Raw genomic sequence first — 20185 nt, forward strand, 5'->3', positions numbered from 1 at the left:
AATTACGGCGTGCCGTGCTCGGCCTTGAGATAGTTCCAGATCCGGTCTATGTCCGGATTGGCGCCATCGAGGCGGCGATAGACGCGGATATCCATCTCGTCGCACCACAGCCCCTGCTCCAGCGCTTCGCTGTCGTTCGGGGCGATGGCCAGGGTCAGCTTGCCCTCGGCGATCTCGCGCGACACCGCGCTGGCCGGCAGCCAGGCAATGCCGTGGCCTTCGACGGCCATGCTCTTCAAGCCTTCGGCCAGGTCGGTCTCGAAGCGGCGGAACAGGTGCACGCGGCGCGGGCTGGAATGCAGGGCCTTCTCGACGATGCGCGAGAGCGAGGAATAGGGGGAATAACTGAGGAAAGGTTGCGGATCATTGGGCGTACCCGGCAACACGTACTTGGGCTGGCCGCTGGGCAGCGTCTTGACGTAGGGGCGCAGCGGCTCCTTGCCCAGCGAGAGCACGGCATAGCGTTCCGTATCGAGGGCGATGCCCTGCTGGCGATGGTCATAGCACAGCAGCAGGTCGCAGTTGCGCTCCACCAGGGCCATGACGGCATCGTGCACGTTGCCGGCCATGACGGTGGTGGCGATGGCGCCGATGGTCTTTTCGATTTCCGACAGCAGCTTGGGGAACACCGTCAGCAAAAGCGTGTGCGGCATCGCAAAGCGGACCGAGGATTGCGCGCCCGCCAGCTGGCCGCGCAGCACCAGCCGCGCCTGCATGGACTGGTTGAGCATTTCCTTGGCGATGGGGACGAAGGATTCTCCGGCCGGCGTGAGCGTGCAGGGATAGGATGAGCGATCGAACAGTTCGGCGCCCAGCCAGGTTTCCAGCGAGCGGATGCGGCGGCCGAAGGCCGGTTGCGTCACATTGCGCAGTTTGGCCGAGCGGCTGAAGTTCAGCGTATCGACGACCGAGAGGAAGTCCTCCACCCATTTGATTTCCATCTTCCCTACCCCGTTGGCTTGCCGCGCTGGTCCGGCGGCTTGTCTTTGGCGCCGGCCACGTTGTGCCTGGCCGACCCTCCCTTGGAACGCCAGCCACTATACCGAAATGGCATGGACAGCGCCCCATGCCATTTTGGCATGAGGCGCAGTAAAAGCGGGTAGACAGGCGATGAATAAACTATGCGGCGCAGTGATCACACCAGCTCAGCCGGGGCCCTGCAACAGCGCTGGCGGCATCAGGGGCAAGCCGTGATGGAAAACCGCATGCGGAAGAACAGTTGCCACATCGTGCTGCGCATCGCGCAGGCACAGGTCCAGCCGCACCTGCCGGCCCGCGCGGTCGAGCCGCACGGCGCGCAGGTAGTGGCGCTCCGGGAGCACGGCCGCAGCGGAGCCGGCCATGGCGGCCGAGAACGGTGCGCCCCAGCAGGTGAGCGCGAAGCCCTGCTGTTCCAGCCAGTGGCACACGGCAGCGACCAGACGCGGATCGTCGGGCAGCAACAGATCCGCATCGGCGGGTGCCTGCGACAACGGCAAATCCTGCAGCCAGCGCGCAAAGCTGCCGTAAAGGACGAACCCCGGATGCGCCAACTGCAGCGCTTGCAGTACGGCAAGGGTCTGTTCCGTATCGATGGCGTGCGGCAGATGGCGCGCGATCAGCGCGTATTCGTGCGAACGATTGCTGCGCAGCTGGCCGGGCGTCTCGGACGTACTGGCGCGGTCATAAACCAGGATGCGTTCTTCGACGAAACGGAAGCGGTCCGCCATCAGCCGCGCCAGATCCCAGGCCAGCGGCACGAACTGCTCGCCCACCCGCAGGTTATCAGCGCACAGCACCAGCCAGCCGCCGGGACGCAAACAGTCGCGCAATGCGCGCAGCAGACGCTCCAGCATGCCGAGGAAAGCGGCGTAGGTCTGGCTGGCGTAAAGCTGTCCAGCGTGCGCGGCGTCGGAGGCGTCCGGCCACTGGCAGCCGAAGTAAGGCACGTTGCTCAACACCAGGTCCACCGGCGGCAGGGAATGCGCGAGCGCCGTGGCATCGCCTTGCAACACTTGCTGTGGCGGACCATCGGCCCCGAGACGCTGCAGCCGCTGGCGCGTCAATGCCACGCGCTGGCCATCTATCTCGATGCCGATGACCGCGCGGCCCACACTGTGCGCGGCGACCAGCGTGCTGCCAAATCCGCAGAAGGGATCGAGCACCTTGCCGTCAGGCGGGCACAGGTGCGCAATGAACGGCTGCATCTGCTCCACCCAGCCGCAATCGCGCGCGCCGAAGGGATCGGTCTCGGCCAGCTCCTGTGGCAGGGTCCAGGCAGGGTCCTGCCTGCTGAGGTGCAGCCAGCTGTTGTCGTTCATCACGGGCTCCGCAGCAGCTGCAGCGGCTGCACCGCGCGACTGCGCATGGGCGCGGCACCGGTGGTTTCCAGCAGCACGTGTTGTTCGGGATTCCAGCCGCCGCACAGGCGGCCATTGGCATGGAACACCAGCTTGTAGATGCGTCCGCTGGCATGGCGCGCATGCATGCGCACATAGTCCGAGGCTTCGAAGGTGAGCTGCATGCCGCGCCAGTGCAGCACCACGTTCCAGAAGTAGTAGCCGGAGGTGGCATGCACCGGTTGCGCTTCGGCGCTCAGTTCCGGATCGGCCAGGCAGGCTGCCAGCAACGCCGCCACGTCGATGCGCGCGCCGCCGATGTAGCGGGCCGTCACGTTGTTGCGGTATTGCGGTCCGAGTTGCGAGAACTCGCGCAGGATCACCGCCGTCACGCCGCGCTGTTGCGCCCAGCGCAGATAGGCTTTCAGCGCGGGCACGCCATCGATGCCACCCTGCTGCACGATGCACACCAGCTTCACCGGCAACTGCGGCACCAGTTGCGTGAGCGTGGCGTCGATGCCGGCCTGCGTGGCAACCGCCTGTCCGCTGCGAAAACGCATGATGGCCTGATTGGCGTGGGCCTCATGATGATGGCGCGACAGTTCCACCCAGCCCAGATCAAAAGCCAGCAGGCGCGTGACCAGCTCCGCGCCCCGCGGCGTGGCCAGGCCGGCTCCATTGGTGTAGAGCACGCTGCCCTGCACGGGTGACTGCCGGGCGTGCTCCTGCAGCGCGTCGAGCATCGACAGCATCCAGCCGGCGTCATCGGTGGTCTCCAGTCCCGACAGCGACCACGACAACGGCAGCCCGCGCAGCGCGGCAAGCGCTTGCCGGAGCTGCGCGCCGTACTGCGGACCGGGTCGCAGCGCGGCCGCGTGCGGGCCGCCATCGTCCAGCGTTTCCGAACAGAAGCGGCAGCGCGCCGAGCAAGGCTGCGCCGAGGCATAGGGCGTGAAGGTCACGGGCTGGGCGATCTGCACGGTACGCCCGCCGATCTCCCAGCGCCGCCAGCGCCTTGCTTCGTCCTGGTCGGGCTCGCGCCGGATCACGCGTGGCAGGCGGTTTTCCAGCAGCTGCTGCAGGGCGGCGGGCATCAGGTCCGGCAGCGCCGGACTATCCGGTGCGATGGCCTCGGCGGTGTCGACAGCTTCAGAGATGGCCATGGTCTCACTCGCTGCCGGTGAGGTTGAGGAAGGTATCGAGGATATGGAAGTGATCATCGAAAAAGCTCGCCTCCATCGCCGCCAGTTGCGCGATGGGCGTCCACACTGCCTGGGCCGCATCATCGGCGGCCTCGACTTCGGGCAGGTGTTCCAGCCGCAGGTCGAAGTAGTAGGCGTGGGTGATGGTGCGGCCGCGTGCACTGCGGTCGGGGTGGTCGAAAATCTTGACGTCCACCAGCGCCTCTTCCAGCGTCACATCCAGCACGGCCAGGTTGGTTTCCTCGGCCAGTTCGCGCAGGGCGGCCTGCATCAGGCGCTCGCGCTGGTCCAGGAAACCTCCGGGGATGGCCCACAGCCCGCGCCCCGGAAAGCCCTTGCGCTGTACCAGCAGCACGTGGTCCGCAGCACGGATGACGGCATCGACTGTCGTGAAGACCGGCGGATACGGCGCCGCAGCCCAGGCCGCTTGATACTTGCGTAACTGGCGATGTTCTTCCACCAGCGCAGCGTAATGCGGCAGCAGCGACCAGGCGCGCAGGTAGTGGCGCACGCTGGGCGGCACCATAGCATCGAGCACATCGAGGCTGACTTCCAGGTCCTCGGCCTCGAACCAGACGTTGCGGATGTCGGTGGCATCGATGTCGCCGGCGCGCGGCAGGGTTTCCAGCTGCCATTGCGGGAAGTGGCGCAGGTAGTAGCTGGAGGCATCCTTGAAGTGCCCCACCAGCAGCACCTTCGCCTGCGGATCGGTCTCGGCCGCGACCAGGCGGCGCACTTCGGCGGACCAGCGGCGGTCGTCGTAGTAATCGCGGGTGGCGACAAAACGCAGGCGCTCGCGCTGGCCCGGCGGCATGGCGCCGGCGATCATGGCCGCGCGCTCTTCCCAGGTGAAGGGGTTCTTGGTGTTGCGGGCGTGGAAGGCCGAACCCAGCACCACGATCACCGTGGCCGCGCGCTCCAGAGCGTGCTGCAGCAGGTGCAGGTGGCCGTTGTGCACGGGCTGGAAGCGGCCGATCACCACGGCGGTATCGTATTGCGGAGTCAGGACGGGCATGCGCTTTCCTTAATTTTTATCAACAGGGTCGAACTGCCGTTCACCTTGGTGACGGCCAGCGCCTCAATAGCGCACCGCGATCGGAATCTGCCGTCCGCTGCCAAAGGCCCGGGCACGCACCCGGATCACCGGTGGCGACTGGCGGCGCTTGTATTCGTTGCGCGCCACCATGCGGCAGATGCGTTCGACCAGTGCTGCCCCGGTTTCGGTTCCGCTGAGCTGCTCGACTGCGCGGCTGGCCGCCCGGGCCTCATCGGCGGGGAGGCGGCTGCCTTCGATGTGCCACTTGAGGATCTCGTCGAGCACCTCGTAAGGTGGCAGGCTGTCGGTATCGCGCTGGTCCGGGGCCAGTTCGGCCGAGGGGGCCTTGTCGATGATGGCCGCGGGGATGATCTCGCGGCCGGCCTGCGCATTGAGGTGACGCGCCAGCGCATAGACCTCGGTCTTGTAGAGGTCGCCGATCAGGCCCAGGCCGCCGTTGGTGTCGCCATACAGGGTGCAGTAGCCCACCGAGATCTCGCTCTTGTTGCCGGTGGTCAGCAGCAGCGCGTCATAGCCGTTGGAGTATTCCATGAGGATGGCACCGCGTACGCGGGCCTGCAGGTTTTCCAGCGGCAGCCCGCGCAAGGGTGCGCCGAAGGCCTTGGCAAAACCGTCCTCGAACTCGCGTACCAGATCGGAAATGGGATGGCGGAACAGCGTCACGCCCAGGGCCTGGCACAGCGCTTCAGAATCATCGACCGAACCGGTGCTGGAAAACATCGACGGCATGGTCACCGCTACCACGTTCTGCGCCCCCAGCGCCTCCACGGCCAGCGCGATGGTGAGCGCCGAATCGATGCCACCGGAAGAACCGACCACCACCTTGCCGAAGCCGCAACGGCGCGCATAGTCGCGCAGGCCCAGCAGGATCTGGCGGCGCTGGAATTCGGGCGTGGCCAGGGTCTGGTCTTCGCGGGCAGGTTCGCCCACACCGTCGCTGCGCAGGAAGCGTCCGCCCTCGAAGGCGATGACCTGGAAATCCTCGGCCAGGCGCGCCGCCTCGAAGGCCAGACCCTGCAGCGGCGACATGGCGAAGGAGCCGCCGTCATAGACCAGCTGGTCCTGCCCGCCCACCTGGTTGACGTAGAGCAGCGCCATCTGGCGGCGCAGGCAGGCGGCCTGGAACAGGGCGTGGCGCTGGCTGCGCTTGCCCACATCCGACGGACTGGCATTGATGGAGACCACCAGTTGCGCATCGGCCTGGGCCAGCTTCTCGAAGGGATTGACGCGATAGCTGCGCAGGTCGTCGTTCCAGCTATCCTCGCAGATCAGGAAGCCGACCCGCACTCCCTTGATCGGCAACACACAGGCGCTCTCCGGACCCGGCTCGAAATGGCGGCCATCATCGAAGACGCCATACACCGGCAGCAACTGCTTGTGATACTCGGCCACGATGGCACCCTCGCGCACGGCCAGCAGGGCATTGAAGAGCGGCTTGCCGGGACCGGGATTGCGGCGCGGTGCGCCGATCACGGCGGTCAGTCCGGGCAAGCTGCGGGTGGCGTCGATGACCGATTGCAAGGTCTGTTCAGCCTGGGCCAGGAAGCGCGCTTCTTCCAGCAGATCGCCGGGGTAGTAGCCGCAGACCGACAGTTCAGGAAAGACCACCAGGTCGGCCCCGCCCCCGGCGGCGCGCTGCAGGCCATCGAGGTGGAGCGCCAGGTTGCCGGAGAAGTCACCGAGGGTGGGATTGCATTGGGCGATGGCGATGCGAAGCATGATGCATCCTTTCTGCCGCCGCAGCGGCTCAGGCAGGGGTGGCCGGCGCGCTGATGCCGAACAGCTGGCGCAGGTAGGCCAGGAAAGTTTCGTCCTTGCACAAAGTCTTGCCCGGCGAATCGGACAGCTTGGCCACGGCCTGGCCATTGCAGGACGAGAGCTTCATGACGATGTTCAGCGGCGCGATGCCGGTGTCGTTGCTGAGGTTGGTGCCGATGCCGAAACCGGTCATGGCCCGGTCGGAAAAATGACGATACAGACGCAGCGCCTGCGGCAGGTCCAGTCCGTCGGAGAACACCAGGCGCTTGGTGTTGGCATCCAGGCGCAGCTTGCGATAGTGCGCCAGCGCCTTCTCGCCCCATTCGAAGGGATCGCCCGAGTCGTGACGCAGGCCGTCGAAGAGCTTGGCGAAATACAGGTCGAAATCGGCCAGGAAAGCATCCATGCCGACCACGTCGGTCAGGGCCACGCCGAGGTCGCCGCGGTATTCCTGCACCCAGTCTTCCAGTTGCGGCCTTCTGGAAATCGCGCAGGCACACGCCGAAGGATTGGTAGGACTGCAGGTATTCGTGGGCCATGGTGCCGATGGGCACCAGCTGATATTTCTTGGCGAGCCAGACGTTGGAGGTTCCCTTGAAATACTGCGGGACCTCGCGCGCCAGCGTAGCCACCACTTCCTCCTGCCACGCTGCGCTGTAGCGGCGGCGCACGCCAAAGTCGAAGAACTCGAAGGGATGACGGCCTGGCGCTTCAGCGGCGAAGGCGTGCAGGAGTGCGATCTTGTCCTGCAGGCGGCGGCGCGCTTCTTGCCCGGCCGCTGCCGTGCCGATCCGGCGGAAATAGAGTTCGTTGACGATGTAGAGCACGAAGATCTCGAAACCCATCACATGCACCTGCGGACCGCGCGCCACGATGCACAGGCGCTCGCCCTCGGTACTGACCTCGATGAACTTGCGCTGGAAACGGAACAGCGCGAGGAAATCGATGAAGTCGCTCTTCATGTAGCGCAGTTGCGCCAGATAGGCCAGTTCATCACTGCTCAAGCGCAGGCTGCACAGATGGTCCAGCTCGCGCTCCACCTCCTCTTTCAATTCGGCCAGCGGGAATTGCGGCTGGTTGCGGCACACGAAGGTGTATTCGGCCTGGGCACCGGGATGGCTGTGCAGCAGGGCCTGCCACATGGTGAACTTGTAGAGATCGGTTTCCAGCAGACTGCGAACGACGGGTGCCATGATGGGCACTCCTTTCAACGTGGATGGTCAGGCGTTGGCTTGCAGTTCCTGCAGCACCTCTTCCGAAGTCGCCAGGCGCACGCCGGCCTGTGACATGGCCGCCAGGAAATCCTGGTACTGCGCCTCGAAGCCGGCCACCGGGCTCATGCAATCGGTTACCAGCACCAGCCGGGCACGGCCGGCGGCATCCAGGTTGGCGGCGATGTGCTCGGTGGTGGCGCGCACGCAGTGGCTGCCCGCTTCCCCGGTGATGTAGACGGTATCGGCCTGTGCCAGGGTGGCGATGAAGCCCCGGTTGAGCTGGGTGGCAGGATCATCGTCATCCGGCACTTCGGCCATCACTGCCGAATAGTGTTCGGTCCATGGGTTGCTGCCCTTGCCCAGCTTGGTGACCACGCCCAGCGTGCGTTCTTCCCAGCGGTTGTAGGCGGCGCGTACATCGGCGTGGACCGCCCCGCCCCAGCTGCCGATCTCGCAGTGCACCGGCCAGACCATGAGGCGATAGCGTCCGGCGGTTTCCAGGGCATCGAGATAGGCCAGTGCGCGCGTCAACGCTTGCGGATCGCGCGGCAGGTAGCGACCGGCTCGCACCTGCGCGGCTTCGATCTGGGTGAAGGGCGTGACCGCCGTGCCGTCGGCTTGCTGCCAGAACGTGGGGTGGGCGATATCCAGCCTGTGGTGTGCGTCGAGGGTGATGCTGATGGCCGACAGGCCCGTGCCGCCCTGGTCGATCAGACGTGCCACGCGTTGCAGGTCGGCATGGCTGCCCGCTACCGGCAGCGCTGGTTGCAGTACCCCGCCGGTAGCCGGGTCCACCGGCAGCCAGTCCGTCGGCAGGTCGCAGAAATCGTTTTGCGGATCGATCACGAGGAGATGCAGGGAGCGCTTCATGGTGTCCACCTTTCGGAGTGCGTCGGGTTACGGTAAGGCCAGTGTAGACCACTTAATTTACTTTTGCAACTAACATAGGCTTCGTGAATTTTCTGGGTTATCCCTGTAAATTGGGGTTTACAGGCCACCCATGATTCGAATTGCAACAAATAGATTCACAATGACACTAAGTACCTTTAGACTTCCCTGACTTGGACAAGGCGAGGAGAAAAATGGATCCGGTGATCTGCACAGTCGATGTGGCGTTGCTCACGCTCACGGCCGAGGGGCTGGAAGTGGCGCTGCTCAAGCGCGAACATGCGCCCTTCAAGGGGGTGGCGGCGCTGCCCGGCGGTTATATCCAGGCGCGTACCGACGTCGATGCGCGCGATGCCGCGCGCCGCGTGCTGCTGGACAAGACCGGCATCGCCGCGCCCTACCTGGAACAGCTGGCCACCTTCTCCGGTGCGGCGCGTGATCCGCGCGGCTGGTCGATCTCGATTGCGTATTACGCGCTGGTGCCGGCCACCACCATCGCCCAGGCCGAGCGGGACGAGGTTCGCCTGCACAGCGTGGACCGGCTGCCGCCGCTGCCCTTCGACCATGGCGACATCATCGGCACGGCCGTCTCGCGCCTGCGCAGCAAGAGCCAGTATTCGTCGCTGCCCTGCCATCTGCTGGGCGATGTGTTTACCTTGCCGCAGTTGCAGCGGGTCTATGAAGTGCTGATGGGCGAGAGCATCAACAAGGTGAGTTTCCGCCGCAAGATGACGGAAATGGACATGCTCGATCCGGTCGACGGACAGTTCGAAAGCGGGGCACATCGTCCGGCGCAGCTGTATCGCCTCAAGCCGGCCTTCCGTGAACAGTTGCAGTTGCTGGAGCGCGGGCTTTGAGGTTGGCAAGCTGCATTGTGATCGGCCAGTACGAAGGAAAGCGGCGCACACCGGATGAACTAGTCATATAGCGTTGGGCAGTGACCTTGCTCCTTGGAGGCCCGGGTCCGGTTTCGCGCCGGATCCGGGCCTTTGTTTCAAGTTGAATCTTTGTCTGGGGTGCCAGCTGATACAGGCTGGGCCAGGACCATTGCCGGGCAGGCTGCCCCTTGGTCGCATCGTCAGCATTTCGTAGCTGCAGCCGTCATCCGGAAGTTGCCAGTTTCCACATGGAAACATTACAATGCGGGCCAGTGTTGCATCAGGGAGGGATACTTGATGAGCACAGGATCTTCGCATGCCCAAAGCATCCCCGGGTCTGGAACAGCGGCTTCCGGACTCTCCTTGCGCCCGCATTCTGCGGCGGGCTTTTCCGTATCACCCCGTCTCCCAAAATGAACCGTTAGTCAACCAGCTTGACGCCAGCGAGCGGTTGCGACGCGACTTTGCGCTTGCTTCTGCGCGCTTGGCTGATCAGGCTTGGCTTGAATTCAACGACTTGCCCTGCGACCCGGTCGATAAGACGCGGGATCCAGTGTCATGACGACCAAGGGCGTTAGGGGAGCAGGAAAAATATGCTTCGGTATGACGCCTCACGAAATTGAGAAAATTTTTGGTGCCGCAGACAGCGTCGCCTCCAATCATCTGAACCAGAGAGTGGAATTCCGCAGCTTCATGAATCTAGGGTATTCGCCGGGTTCTGCCGAAGCCGTATCTCATATCGGCTTTGGGCGGCAAATGGAAAACATCCGATTCAAGGACAACAATCTGTTTCTTGACGACGAAAGCGTCATTCTTGCGAAGCTGGTCGCGGAAGACGGCAACCCACTCACCTGCCTTGGATTCATCGTTTTTTTCAATCTTGGAATAACACTCACAGGATTTCACGATCAAGACATTTCCCAGAAGGCTCTTACCATGTTCCCGCGCGGCGCTTGGGACAAGTGTCTCCCAAAACTCAAACCGTTTACCCCAAAGCAGTGAAGAGAAAAGTCACGACCCAGGCTTTCTAACCTTCGTGGCTCTGGCCAATCTAGTTGCAACACTTCGGGACCGTTCATGAATTTCAAACTGGAGCCTTGCAGTGGCAAGGGAATGAGATGAGAGACGAAGGATTCAAATATTTTATTAGTAACTTTGGCGAAGCGACCAAGACCTCCCCGGTACCCGCCGCAAGCCTTGAAAAATGGCGCGGTAAGCTGCCAGATAAGTTAATGAAATACTGGGAGCAAGAAGGATGGTGCGAGTATGCGAATGGCCTCTTTTGCACTGTTGACCCTGATGACTATGAAGACCTCGTTGATGAGTGGCTAGCCGATACAGGATTGGATGAGATTGATGCATTCCACGTGATTGCGAGGACAGCATTTGGCGAACTCCATGTGTGTGGTGAAAAAACAGGATGTAGCGTCACGATCTATTGCGCCCTCAATATGGTCGCTGCTTTGGAAAATAGATTGAAGGCAAAAACTAAAGAAGACCTGGATTTTTCAATCCGTTCGTTTTTTGCATTCAATGAGCCGATCGAGCTTGACATGAAAGACGAGAACGGCCAGCCGCTCTTCGAACGCGCCAGAGCCAAACTAGGCCCGCTTGAGCCGCATGAGATCTATGGATTCGAGCCTGCCATCGTACTGGGAGGAAAAATTCGCCTAGAAAATGTAGCCAAGGTGAATGCCCACGTGCACCTGACGATTCTCCGCCAATTCGCAGAGCCGGAATTGCCACTTTCGGGGATCGATATTGAAAAGTTGCTCGGCTCTTGAACATGCAGCCATTCGTCAATGCGCCCGCCTCCCATTTGGATGAATCACACTGAGCGAATGTCCCGGACCCATCCATTGACAACAGCCCTCAGCCTCAACACCGTTCCCGGCATCGGCGCCAAAAACCAAAGCGGCGCACCCACAGTGGGTGCGCCGCTTTTTTCATATCGAAATTCTTGAGCCAGGCTCAGGCACAGCAATTGCCGCCAGTATCGGCACAGCGTTCACGGCGCTGCAATTGACGGCGGTGGCGCACGCGTTGCGAGACGCGATAGACGGCGCGCTGGGTCAGCATCATGGACAGGGTGCTCAAGCTGAACTCGGCGGCAATGAGCAAACCGACCAGAGCGGCAAATTGCAGGTAGATCCGCGGATACACGGAAAGACTACGCGAGAACAGTTGATGCAGCATGATGAATTCCTCTTTCTTGTTGTACGTGCTGGGGGGTTCTGCTTCACACCAGTGACGATGCAGCGAACCGCGATGCGTGGCCGATCATGCCGGTCCACGCATCGGATCACCCTGCATCAGGCACCAGCGTAGGTCGAATCGGCGACGCTGCCGGCGGTTTGCACGGCGCTCTTGGCGGGGCCATTGCTGACGGCCGGGAACACCGAGTCAGGTTGGTTGGCGATGCCTTGTGCCTGAGCGCGGGCCAGGTCAGCCTTCACGGCGGCGCGGGTGGTGTGCGAGACGAAAGGCTGGTCGACCGGGTATTGGGCTTCAGCGAAAGCAACCGACGATGCGGACAGGGCCAGGACGGCGGCGATGATGGTCTTTGCGGACATGATGTTTCTCCTTGAATGCGTTAAGTGGACTTCAGTAGGTTTGCTTACAGTTCAGTGATGCATGTGGCCGGGATGTCGGTCGGCTCACGCCACTCTCTAGAACCGCATCGTTTCTTGCGTTGCGATGTCGTTCATCGATGGACTGAAGTCTACGGAAGAGCGCTCAGAAGAAAAACCATGCTGGAGAGAATTGAGTGTTCCGGGTTCTGGAACAATCGTCGGGGACTATCAAGGCAATAGGTTTAACCTGCAACCGCCATCACTGTCCCTGTCGATCCAGCTTTTGTTGTTCCAGCAATTGTTCCGCCTCCGACAGGCCGCCGGGCTTGAGCACCGTGCGGCCCTTGGCCGGGGCACCGGCCAGCGGATCGGGAGCGACCTCCTGCGGCGGCGTGTGGCGGGGATCGGGATGATCGTCGAGCGCGTTGTCGGCGCGATGCGGTTGCGGATCAGGGCGGGTCATGGTCGGCTCCTCGGGATCAGGTCCACTGGCGCTGGCTCACGCGCAGGGGCTGGGTGTATTCCTCATGCTGGACTTGCTTGGCCGAGGCCTGCTTCATCACAGGCCTGGCATGGCCAGCCTCGGTGGCTGCACGGCACGCAGCCACACAAGCTGGGGAAGATAGTTGCACGGTGCGCTTAAGCTGCTGCGGCGGACGCTCCACCGGCGGCATGCGTCCACCCGCGAGGGTCTTGCGCAAACGAAGACGCAGCGGATCGTGTGCGAGCGGGTCGGTATTGGCTGGATTGGCGGCTGGCATGATGCGGGTCTCCCTTCTTGTGGCGGCACGCGCACGTGCCATCTTGGAAGGGCAGTATTCCCGCAACGGACCCGGCCGTTAAGCGGACAATGGCTCTGCCTGCTGTAGGAAAGCAGGCAGAGCCGCAGAACGCGTGCCGCGTTGAGGTGCCACAAAAAGGGGGGAACAGATTGGACAGCTGCGGAGCAAAGAGATCAGCGTGCGGGTAGAAAAACCTCAGGCGACGTTCTTGTAAGGGCCGGGCCGGTCGGTCTCCTCGGCCACGATCTGCATCTCGCCGATGCGGTTGCGCAGTTCTTCCCAGGGATGCGTGGGCAAGCTGGCTTCGTGATGGGCCTGTCGCAGATGTTGCGCGAGGTCCTCCACATCCTGGTTCACGCGGTCCTGCCAGCGGTGTTCCAGCGCGATGAACAGCGCAATGGCCGCCACCAGCCCGAACGAGCAGACCGCCAGGGCGGCGTAGATGGCGTACTGCATGATGGTATCGAACCAGTCCATGTCCTCCCCGTTCTGATGGGTTGATGGCAATACGGCGATGGTAGCTTGCGGCCGTGCTTGCGCCCATCAGGAAATGACTGAGGCACCTGCGGCCACATGCCACCCAGCTCATCCACAGGAACCTGCACTCCAGGCGGGCGGTCTGCCGATCAGGCGCAGGCTGCACGGTGCGCCTCGTCTCGCCCACGGAGCCCTCGATGATTGCCACCCCGTCCACCACCATCCCTGCCCGCCTGGACCGCCTGCCCTGGTCACGCTGGCACTGGCGCGTGGTCATCGCCCTGGGCGTGGCCTGGGTGCTGGACGGGCTGGAAGTCACCCTGGTCGGCTCGCTGGGCAGCGTGCTGGAGCGCAGCGATACGCTGGCGCTCGATGCGGCGCAGGTCGGCTGGACCGGCTCGCTCTACATTGCCGGTACCGTGCTGGGGGCGCTGGTCTTCGGCCGCCTCACCGACCGGCTGGGGCGCAAGCGGCTCTTCATGCTCACGCTCATGCTGTACATGGCGGCGACACTGGCCACCGCCTTTGCGCAGGATTTCCTGTTCCTCGCCCTGTGCCGCTTCGTGACCGGCCTGGGCATCGGCGGCGAATATGCGGCCATCAATTCGGCCATCGATGAGCTGGTGCCGGCGCGCGTGCGCGGACGGGTCAACCTCATCATCAACGCCAGTTTCTGGATCGGCGCAGCGCTCGGTGCAGGCTTGTCGCTGGTGATCCTGGATCCGCAGGTGATGGGCGCCGCACTGGGCTGGCGCGCCTGCTTCCTGCTGGGGGCTGTGCTGGCAGTGGCGGTGCTGCTGGTGCGGCGGCATGTGCCGGAAAGTCCGCGCTGGCTGCTCATGCACGACCGCCACGCAGAAGCCGAAGCGGTGGTGCGCGCCATCGAAGTGGAGGTCGAGCGGCAACACGGTCTCCTGCCCGCCGTGGACGCCGCGCCGGGTGCATCTGGCCAGAGCAGCACGGCAGGCAGCGGCATGCTGCCCTGGCGCGAGATCGCCCACGTGCTGCTGCATCGCTATCGCCAGCGCAGCGTGATGGTGGCCCTGATGATGGTGGCCCAGGCCTTCGTCTACAACGCCATCTTCTTCACCTACTCGCTGGTGCTCACGCGCTTCTTCCAGGTGCCGGACCATCGCGTGGCGCTCTACATCTTTCCGTTTGCGCTGGGCAATGTGCTGGGACCGCTGTTGCTGGGCCACCTGTTCGACAGCATCGGCCGCCGCCGCATGATCGCGGCCACTTACCTGCTCTCCGGTGCGGGATTGGCCGCCACGGCCTGGGCCTTCAATGCCGGACTGCTGGACGCGCGTTCACTCGCGCTGTGCTGGAGCGCGGTGTTCTTCGTGGCCTCGGCGGCGGCCAGCTCGGCCTACCTGACGGCCAGCGAGGTATTCCCGCTGCGCATGCGTGCCATGGCCATTTCGATTTTCTATGCCATCGGGACCGGCGTGGGCGGATTCGTCGCGCCGGTGCTGCTGGGCTGGCTCATCGCCAGCGGTGACCGCCATGCGGTGGCCGCAGGCTATGCGCTGGGCGCATGCCTGGCACTGCTGGCCGGAGGCTGCGCGCTGCGCTTTGCGGTGGACGCAGAACGGCGCACGCTGGAAGAAGTGGCGGAATGGAAAAACTGAGCTGATGAGACAGCCTTCCTGTCATCAGCCAGGCTTATGACAGGATTTTTTCCGCAATGCCCGCCCCCAGCGGTGCCAGCAAGGCCTGCAATTCCTCTTCGCCGAACTTGATGGTGGCCGTGTCATCGCGCCCCAGCATGCCCTCGGCCAACGCTGACTTGCGCGTCTGCAATTCGAGCAGGCGTTCTTCGATGCTGCCCTCGATGACCAGCTTGTAGACGAATACCTGGCGTGTCTGCCCCAAGCGGTGCGCGCGGGCGATGGCCTGCTCTTCCACGGCCGGATTCCACCAGGGATCGGCCAGCACCACCGTATCGGCAGCGGTGAGATTGAGGCCGACGCCCCCCACCTTCAGGCTCACCAGCATGATCGGCACTTCACCTTGCTGGAAGCGCGCAATCACGCCGCTGCGCGCGGCCGGTTCGGTGTCGCCGGTGAGCATCAGGCAGGGCAATTGCAGCGCCTGCAGTTCCGCTTCGATCAGGGTCAGCATGCTGGTGAATTGCGAGAACAGCAGGATGCGCCGCCCCTCCTCCACCAGCGAGGGCAAGGTATCGCGCAGCCACTCGATCTTGGCACGCTCCAGCCCGCGCGGCATGCGGCCCTGCTTCAGGAGATAGGGGTCGCAGCAGACCTGGCGCAGCTTGAGCAGGGCATCCATCACCGAGACCTGGCTGCTGCCCAGGCCGCGCCGCTCCAGCGCGCGGCGGACCTGCTTGTCGGCGGCGATGCGCACGCTCTCGTAGAGCTCGCGCTGGCGGCCCTGCAGTTGCAGGCGTTCGACGATCTCGATGCGCGCCGGCAGCTCCTGCAAGACATCCTGTTTGCGCCGGCGCAGGATGAAGGGGCGCACGCGCTGGGCCAGCAGGCGCGCACGGACAGTTTCTCCCTGCTGCTCGATGGGCTTGCGCCAGAGGCGCGCGAAGCTGCGTGCATCGCCCAGGAAGCCCGGCATGAGGAAATGGAACTGGCTCCACAATTCGCCGAGATGGTTTTCCAGCGGGGTGCCGGTCATGCAGAGCCGATGGCGCGCGTGCAGGCGGCGCGCGGCAGCGGTGCTGCGGGCGGCGGCATTCTTGATGGTCTGCGCCTCGTCCAGCACCAGCAGGTGAAAGCGCAGCGACATCAGCAGATCGAGATCGCGCCACAGCAGCGCATAGGTGGTCAGCACCAGGTCGGCCTGGCCCTGCGCAATGGCGCTGACATGGCGCGCGCGGTCCTGGCCATGCAGACCCTGCACGCGCAGGGCCGGGGCGATGCGCTGCGCTTCCTGCTGCCAGTTGAACAGCAGCGAGGTCGGCACCACCACCAGCGCGGGCAGGTCGAGCCGGCCCGCCTGTTGTTCGATGAGCAGATGGGCCAGCACCTGCGCGGTCTTGCCCAGGCCCATGTCGTCAGCCAGGATGCCGGCCAGCCCATGCTGGCGCAGGTACTGCATCCAGGCCACGCCCTGCAGCTGGTAGCCGCGCAGGGTCAGTCCCAATCCCGCTGGCGGTGCCACCGCTTGGACGCTGCCGGCGGCACGCAGCCGCTGTGCCAGTTGCAGTACACCGGCAGCACCGCTCATGTGCCAAGGTGCGCCACCCTCCAGGGCCAGCAGGTCGGATTGCAGGCTGTCGAGACGATGGGCGTCCCAGGGCGAGAGCTGCAGCGGACCCTCCTTGCGCTTGAGGTCCACCAGCAGATCCAGCAAGGCCAGCACCACCGCCTTGAGCGGCCCGGCCATGGCATCGATGCGGCGGCCGCCCGGCGCACGCAGCGAGATCACGGCGTGCGGATCCATGCGCTCGACCTGTTGCGCATCAGCCCAGCGCGGGTCGCGCCGCAACAGGTCGGCCACCATCGGTGCCACATCCAGGGTCTGGCCATCGACCTCGATGCCCATAGCCAGCAGCCAGCGCCCGCTGGGATCGAGGCCGTCGAAGATCTCGCTGGAGAAGGCGCGCGGCTGCAAGGGCGCGGCTACCTCGCGCGCACTGATCTCACCGGTCTGGCTGCTGACGATGAAGCGCCAGGCGGTCACCGGCACGCTCTCATGCGCAAACCCCGGCCGCACGCGCAAGGTCCAGCCCTGCTGCTGCAGAAGCGGGGCCTGGTCGGCCCAGAAATCACCGAAGGCGTCTTCCAGCATCAGGGTCCAGAGCGGACCGGCGTCATGCAGGGGATTCTCGGCACGCCATTGCAGGGCATCTTCGCGCAGGGGCAGCAGGCCCATCTCGCGAATGCTCTCCAGTGCCGCAGCCTCGGCGGCGTGGTCGCGCGTGACATGCGCCGGCGTGTAACCGGCCTCGTCATCGGGGTGGCCCACAGGGGCCGGCATGCTCCAGCGCTGCGCGCCCTCACCATAAACCCAATCGATCTGCGCCACCGTCACCATGCCGCCACGCGGCCCGAACAGGCCGTGCGCGCGCATGCCCAGCAAGCCCTCACCACGGGTGAGCGTCTGCAGGGTCAGGCGGGGGTGGAAGGTACTGGAGGAAGGCGAAGCAGGCATGCGGCCGATGAAAAACGGGGAAGCGGCCATTGTAGGGCGCTTCAGGCCGGACGTGCAGGAACGCAGGGGAAACCGGGCGACAGCACGCGCATGCGCGCACCGCATGGCAGCGACGGGAGACTTACTTCGCCGGCGGCGTAATGCAGAAATCCAGCATGCCGAAAGGCGTGCGGCCCTCGCCGGTGGCCCATACCCACACGGCCCAGCACAGCAGGCCGCACACCAGCAGCAGGGCCAGCAGGATGTGCAGTCCGGATGCCTTGCGCAGGAAGCCTTCAACGCGGTCAAACAGGGCGGTCATGGAGATTGTTGCAGAAACGGAATAAGGTAATGAACCATCATTGTAGCCAAGCCCCCGGGCCGACGTAATGGGACAAATTGCCGCAGTGTCAGGCTGGCAATATCGATGCGCCCCCCTTGGCCGGGCTCTGTTACCCTAGCGCATTCTTGACGATGCGTTCGCCACCATGACCACTGCCCTGCTCATCATCGACGTCCAGCAAGCCCTGTGCACCGGCCCCGGGTCCGTCGCCAACGGCGAGACCACCATTGCCAACATCAACCTGCTCTCGGCCCATGCGCGCGCATCGGGCGCACCGGTGATCTTCGTGCAGCATGAGGACAGCGGCAGTTTGCAACACGACAGTGCCGGCTGGCAACTCGCGCAGGGACTGCATCACCAGGACGATGACCTCACCCTGCGCAAGCGCGGCTCGGACGCCTTCCACCAGACTGCACTGGAATCGCTGCTGCGCGAACGCGGCGTGACGCGCCTGGTGATCTGCGGCATGCAGACCGAGTTCTGCGTGGAATCGACCGTGCGCCGTGCGCTGGCGCTGGGCTTCCCGGTGACGCTGGCGGCCGGCGCGCACACCACCGCGCCCAATGGCGTGTTGCCGGTGGATCAGGTGGTGGCCCACCATCAGGCCACGCTCTCCAACCTGGGCGCGTATGGCGTGCGTACCACCATCACGGCCGCTGCCGATATCGCTTTCTGAAGCCGCCCCTTTAGAAACGCTGCGGGCTGAAGGGCGCCAGGTCGATTTCCGGTGCCTGCCCTGCCAGCAGCTGCGCCACGACGCGCCCGGTGCGCGCCGAGCAGCCCAGGCCGATGTGGCCGTGGCCATAGGCGTGGATGATGTCGCCGCTGGCGCTGGCCGGGCCGATGCAGGGCATGCCGTCGGGCGTGCTGGGACGGCGGCCCAGCCAGTATTTCACGTCCTCTGGCGGCAGCGTGCGCGGCAGGCCGGGGAAGAGTTTCAGGGCGATGTCGCGCATGATCTCGCCGCGCCGCCAGTCGGGCGCCGCCTCGAAGGAGGCGAACTCGACCTGGCCGGCGATGCGCAAACCCGTTTCCATCTGGGTGGCGATGACCTTGAATTCGGACACCATCATCGGCGTGCGCGCACGCGCTTCATGGTCGTGCCCGTGAATGACGGCGTGATAGCCGCGCTCGCTCTCCAGTTGCACCTGATCACCGGCGGCTGCGGCCAGCGCCTTGGAACGTGCGCCGGCGCAGATGACGGCAGCGTCGCAGGCCAGTTCGCCCTGTTCGGTCAGCACGGCCTTCAATCGCCCGTTCTCCACGCGGAACCCCGTGGCCCGGCCCTCGACGCGGCATGCACCCCGCGCCATTGCATAGGCCTCCAAGGCCTGCAGGTAGGCGCCCGGATTGCGGCAATGGCCGGCCTCGTCGACCTGGACCGCAAAGCCGAAGGCCGGATCCAGGTCCGGTTCGCGTTCACGCAGCGCCGCGCCTTCGACTTCCTGCCACTGGATGCCCAGCTCGCGGCGCACGCCCCAGCCGAAGGCGTCATTGTTGAAATGCTGGCGCGAACGGTAGACGTGCAGCACGCCCGAGGTGTCGATCAGGTGCGCCACACCGGCGCGCTGCGCCACCTCCAGATGCAGGCGGCGGGCATCGGCCACCAGCGTGCGCAAGGCGCGTGCGGTGGTGCGGATGCGATCACGGCGCGCGCTGGCCAGATTGCGCACCAGCCAGGGTGTGAGGCGCGGCAGGTAGCGCCAGCGGATCGACAAGGGCCCCAGCCGATCCATCAGGTAGTCGGGCACCTTCTTCCACATGCCCGGCTCCACCGGCGGGATCACCGAATGCGAAGACAGCCAGCCGGCATTGCCATAGCTGGACGCCTCCTGGCTGCCGGCCTCGTTGAAGTCGAGCAGGGTCACCTGCAAGCCCTGGTCGAGCGCATGGATGGCGCTCATCAGGCCGACGGCGCCCGTTCCGATGATGACGGCGTGGCGGGGAAAGACGATTTCGGCAGAGGTGGACATGGCGGGATGCTGGAGGCAAAGCCGCATGATACGAGAACCGGGCGGCCGATGCCCGGGCAATGCGCCACGGCCGCGCTTGACACGGGCAGGGCGCGGCCGCAGGCTGGCGACCTGCCCTCCGTCCTGCCCATTCCCCGACCTGAAGGAGACGCGCCATGAGCCAGCCGCACACCGTCAAACTCTACCGCGTCCTGCGGGCCAAGCCGGAACGCGTCTATCGCGCCTTCCTCGATCCGGATGCCATGGTGAAATGGCTGCCGCCGCATGGCTTCACCGGCAAGGTCCACCACATGGACGCGCGCGTGGGCGGCTCGCACAAGATGTCCTTCACCAATTTCAGCACGGGCCAGACCCAGGCCTTCGGCGGCACTTACGTCGAGCTGGTCCCCAATGAACGCATCGTCTATACCGACCAGTTCGACGACCCCAACCTGCCGGGCGAGATGAAGGTCACCATCAGCATCGCAGGCTGCCTGGTCGGCAGTGAACTGACGGTGGTGCAGCAGGGCATACCGCCGATGATCCCGCTGGAGTTCTGCTACGCCGGCTGGCAGGAGTCGCTGCAGCTGCTGGCGCAACTGGTCGACCCCGAGATTGCCGGCGGCCCCTGAGGCCAGC

Annotated in this window: 20 protein-coding genes and 1 pseudogene; 6 read left to right on the top strand and 15 right to left on the bottom strand. The window is 64.6% G+C overall.

All coding sequences use genetic code 11. The features are described from left to right. Positions 1-2: 2 nt before the first annotated feature. The 7 genes and pseudogenes from ACLRDN_RS23705 to ACLRDN_RS23735 form a co-directional block, all read right to left on the bottom strand. Entirely contained in the window at positions 3-941 is a 939-nt protein-coding gene (locus ACLRDN_RS23705; protein ID WP_039784761.1) for a LysR family transcriptional regulator, read from the bottom strand. A 204-nt stretch (positions 942-1145) separates the two neighbouring features. Then, on the bottom strand, positions 1146-2300 hold the full coding sequence (locus ACLRDN_RS23710; protein ID WP_413458270.1) for a TRM11 family SAM-dependent methyltransferase: 1155 nt from the start codon (positions 2298-2300) through the stop codon (positions 1146-1148). Next, on the bottom strand, positions 2300-3481 hold the full coding sequence (locus tag ACLRDN_RS23715) for a hypothetical protein (protein ID WP_413458271.1): 1182 nt from the start codon (positions 3479-3481) through the stop codon (positions 2300-2302). Before ACLRDN_RS23715 ends, ACLRDN_RS23710 begins: the two co-directional genes overlap by 1 nt. 4 nt (positions 3482-3485) lie before the next feature. After that, entirely contained in the window at positions 3486-4535 is a 1050-nt protein-coding gene (locus tag ACLRDN_RS23720) for a bifunctional nicotinamide-nucleotide adenylyltransferase/Nudix hydroxylase (RefSeq protein ID WP_413458272.1), read from the bottom strand. Between the two features lie 63 nt (positions 4536-4598). Continuing rightward, positions 4599-6296, bottom strand: coding sequence for an NAD+ synthase (locus ACLRDN_RS23725; RefSeq protein ID WP_413458273.1), 1698 nt, complete (start codon positions 6294-6296; stop codon positions 4599-4601). 28 nt (positions 6297-6324) lie between these two features. Then, positions 6325-7528, bottom strand: a pseudogene (gene pncB / locus ACLRDN_RS23730) (nicotinate phosphoribosyltransferase). A 27-nt stretch (positions 7529-7555) separates the two neighbouring features. Continuing rightward, positions 7556-8419: a cysteine hydrolase gene (locus ACLRDN_RS23735; protein WP_413458274.1), complete on the bottom strand. Its 864-nt coding sequence runs from the start codon at positions 8417-8419 to the stop codon at positions 7556-7558. A gap of 212 nt (positions 8420-8631) precedes the next feature. On the opposite strand from ACLRDN_RS23735, the gene ACLRDN_RS23740 reads away from it, so the two are divergent. The 3 genes from ACLRDN_RS23740 to ACLRDN_RS23750 all read left to right on the top strand — a co-directional run bounded on the left by ACLRDN_RS23740 (position 8632) and on the right by ACLRDN_RS23750 (position 11099). Beyond that, entirely contained in the window at positions 8632-9294 is a 663-nt protein-coding gene (locus ACLRDN_RS23740) for an NUDIX hydrolase (RefSeq protein ID WP_413458275.1), read from the top strand. A 579-nt stretch (positions 9295-9873) separates the two neighbouring features. Further along, on the top strand, positions 9874-10317 hold the full coding sequence (locus ACLRDN_RS23745) for a hypothetical protein (protein WP_413458276.1): 444 nt from the start codon (positions 9874-9876) through the stop codon (positions 10315-10317). 116 nt (positions 10318-10433) lie between these two features. Next, positions 10434-11099, top strand: a complete 666-nt coding sequence (locus tag ACLRDN_RS23750) for a GAD-like domain-containing protein (RefSeq protein ID WP_413458277.1) — start codon at positions 10434-10436, stop codon at positions 11097-11099. Between the two features lie 187 nt (positions 11100-11286). On the opposite strand, the gene ACLRDN_RS23755 is transcribed toward ACLRDN_RS23750, so the two are convergent. The 5 genes from ACLRDN_RS23755 to ACLRDN_RS23775 form a co-directional block, all read right to left on the bottom strand. After that, on the bottom strand, positions 11287-11511 hold the full coding sequence (locus tag ACLRDN_RS23755) for a hypothetical protein (RefSeq protein ID WP_145605521.1): 225 nt from the start codon (positions 11509-11511) through the stop codon (positions 11287-11289). Between the two features lie 116 nt (positions 11512-11627). Then, positions 11628-11888 carry a DUF4148 domain-containing protein gene (locus ACLRDN_RS23760; RefSeq protein ID WP_413458278.1) on the bottom strand — a complete coding sequence of 87 codons (261 nt, stop codon included), beginning with the start codon at positions 11886-11888 and terminating at the stop codon, positions 11628-11630. 259 nt (positions 11889-12147) lie between these two features. Further along, positions 12148-12351, bottom strand: a complete 204-nt coding sequence (locus ACLRDN_RS23765; protein ID WP_413458279.1) for a hypothetical protein — start codon at positions 12349-12351, stop codon at positions 12148-12150. Positions 12352-12367: 16 nt separating this feature from the next. Next, entirely contained in the window at positions 12368-12649 is a 282-nt protein-coding gene (locus tag ACLRDN_RS23770; RefSeq protein ID WP_413458280.1) for a hypothetical protein, read from the bottom strand. A 216-nt stretch (positions 12650-12865) separates the two neighbouring features. Further along, positions 12866-13147: a hypothetical protein gene (locus ACLRDN_RS23775; RefSeq protein WP_413458281.1), complete on the bottom strand. Its 282-nt coding sequence runs from the start codon at positions 13145-13147 to the stop codon at positions 12866-12868. Between the two features lie 197 nt (positions 13148-13344). Here ACLRDN_RS23775 and ACLRDN_RS23780 point away from each other — a divergent pair, with 197 nt between their 5' ends. Beyond that, positions 13345-14778: an MFS transporter gene (locus ACLRDN_RS23780; protein WP_413458282.1), complete on the top strand. Its 1434-nt coding sequence runs from the start codon at positions 13345-13347 to the stop codon at positions 14776-14778. A 34-nt stretch (positions 14779-14812) separates the two neighbouring features. Here the strand turns inward: ACLRDN_RS23780 and ACLRDN_RS23785 are convergent, their stop codons facing one another. Both ACLRDN_RS23785 and ACLRDN_RS23790 read right to left on the bottom strand, forming a co-directional pair. After that, entirely contained in the window at positions 14813-17302 is a 2490-nt protein-coding gene (locus ACLRDN_RS23785; RefSeq protein WP_413458283.1) for a DEAD/DEAH box helicase, read from the bottom strand. Between the two features lie 91 nt (positions 17303-17393). After that, on the bottom strand, positions 17394-17573 hold the full coding sequence (locus ACLRDN_RS23790) for a hypothetical protein (RefSeq protein WP_034331740.1): 180 nt from the start codon (positions 17571-17573) through the stop codon (positions 17394-17396). A 166-nt stretch (positions 17574-17739) separates the two neighbouring features. Between ACLRDN_RS23790 and ACLRDN_RS23795 the strand changes: the two genes are divergently transcribed. Next, complete coding sequence (locus tag ACLRDN_RS23795; protein ID WP_413458284.1) at positions 17740-18270, top strand: cysteine hydrolase family protein; 531 nt, start codon at positions 17740-17742, stop codon at positions 18268-18270. Positions 18271-18280: 10 nt separating this feature from the next. Here the strand turns inward: ACLRDN_RS23795 and ACLRDN_RS23800 are convergent, their stop codons facing one another. Beyond that, positions 18281-19567: an NAD(P)/FAD-dependent oxidoreductase gene (locus tag ACLRDN_RS23800; protein ID WP_413458285.1), complete on the bottom strand. Its 1287-nt coding sequence runs from the start codon at positions 19565-19567 to the stop codon at positions 18281-18283. 155 nt (positions 19568-19722) lie between these two features. On the opposite strand from ACLRDN_RS23800, the gene ACLRDN_RS23805 reads away from it, so the two are divergent. After that, the gene (locus ACLRDN_RS23805) at positions 19723-20178 is read left to right on the top strand and encodes an SRPBCC family protein (protein WP_413458286.1); all 456 of its coding nucleotides are present in this window, start codon (positions 19723-19725) and stop codon (positions 20176-20178) included. Positions 20179-20185: the final 7 nt, after the last annotated feature.

Source organism: Herbaspirillum huttiense, assembly GCF_047300815.1.
In the GTDB taxonomy this organism is placed as follows: domain Bacteria; phylum Pseudomonadota; class Gammaproteobacteria; order Burkholderiales; family Burkholderiaceae_D; genus Herbaspirillum; species Herbaspirillum huttiense_A.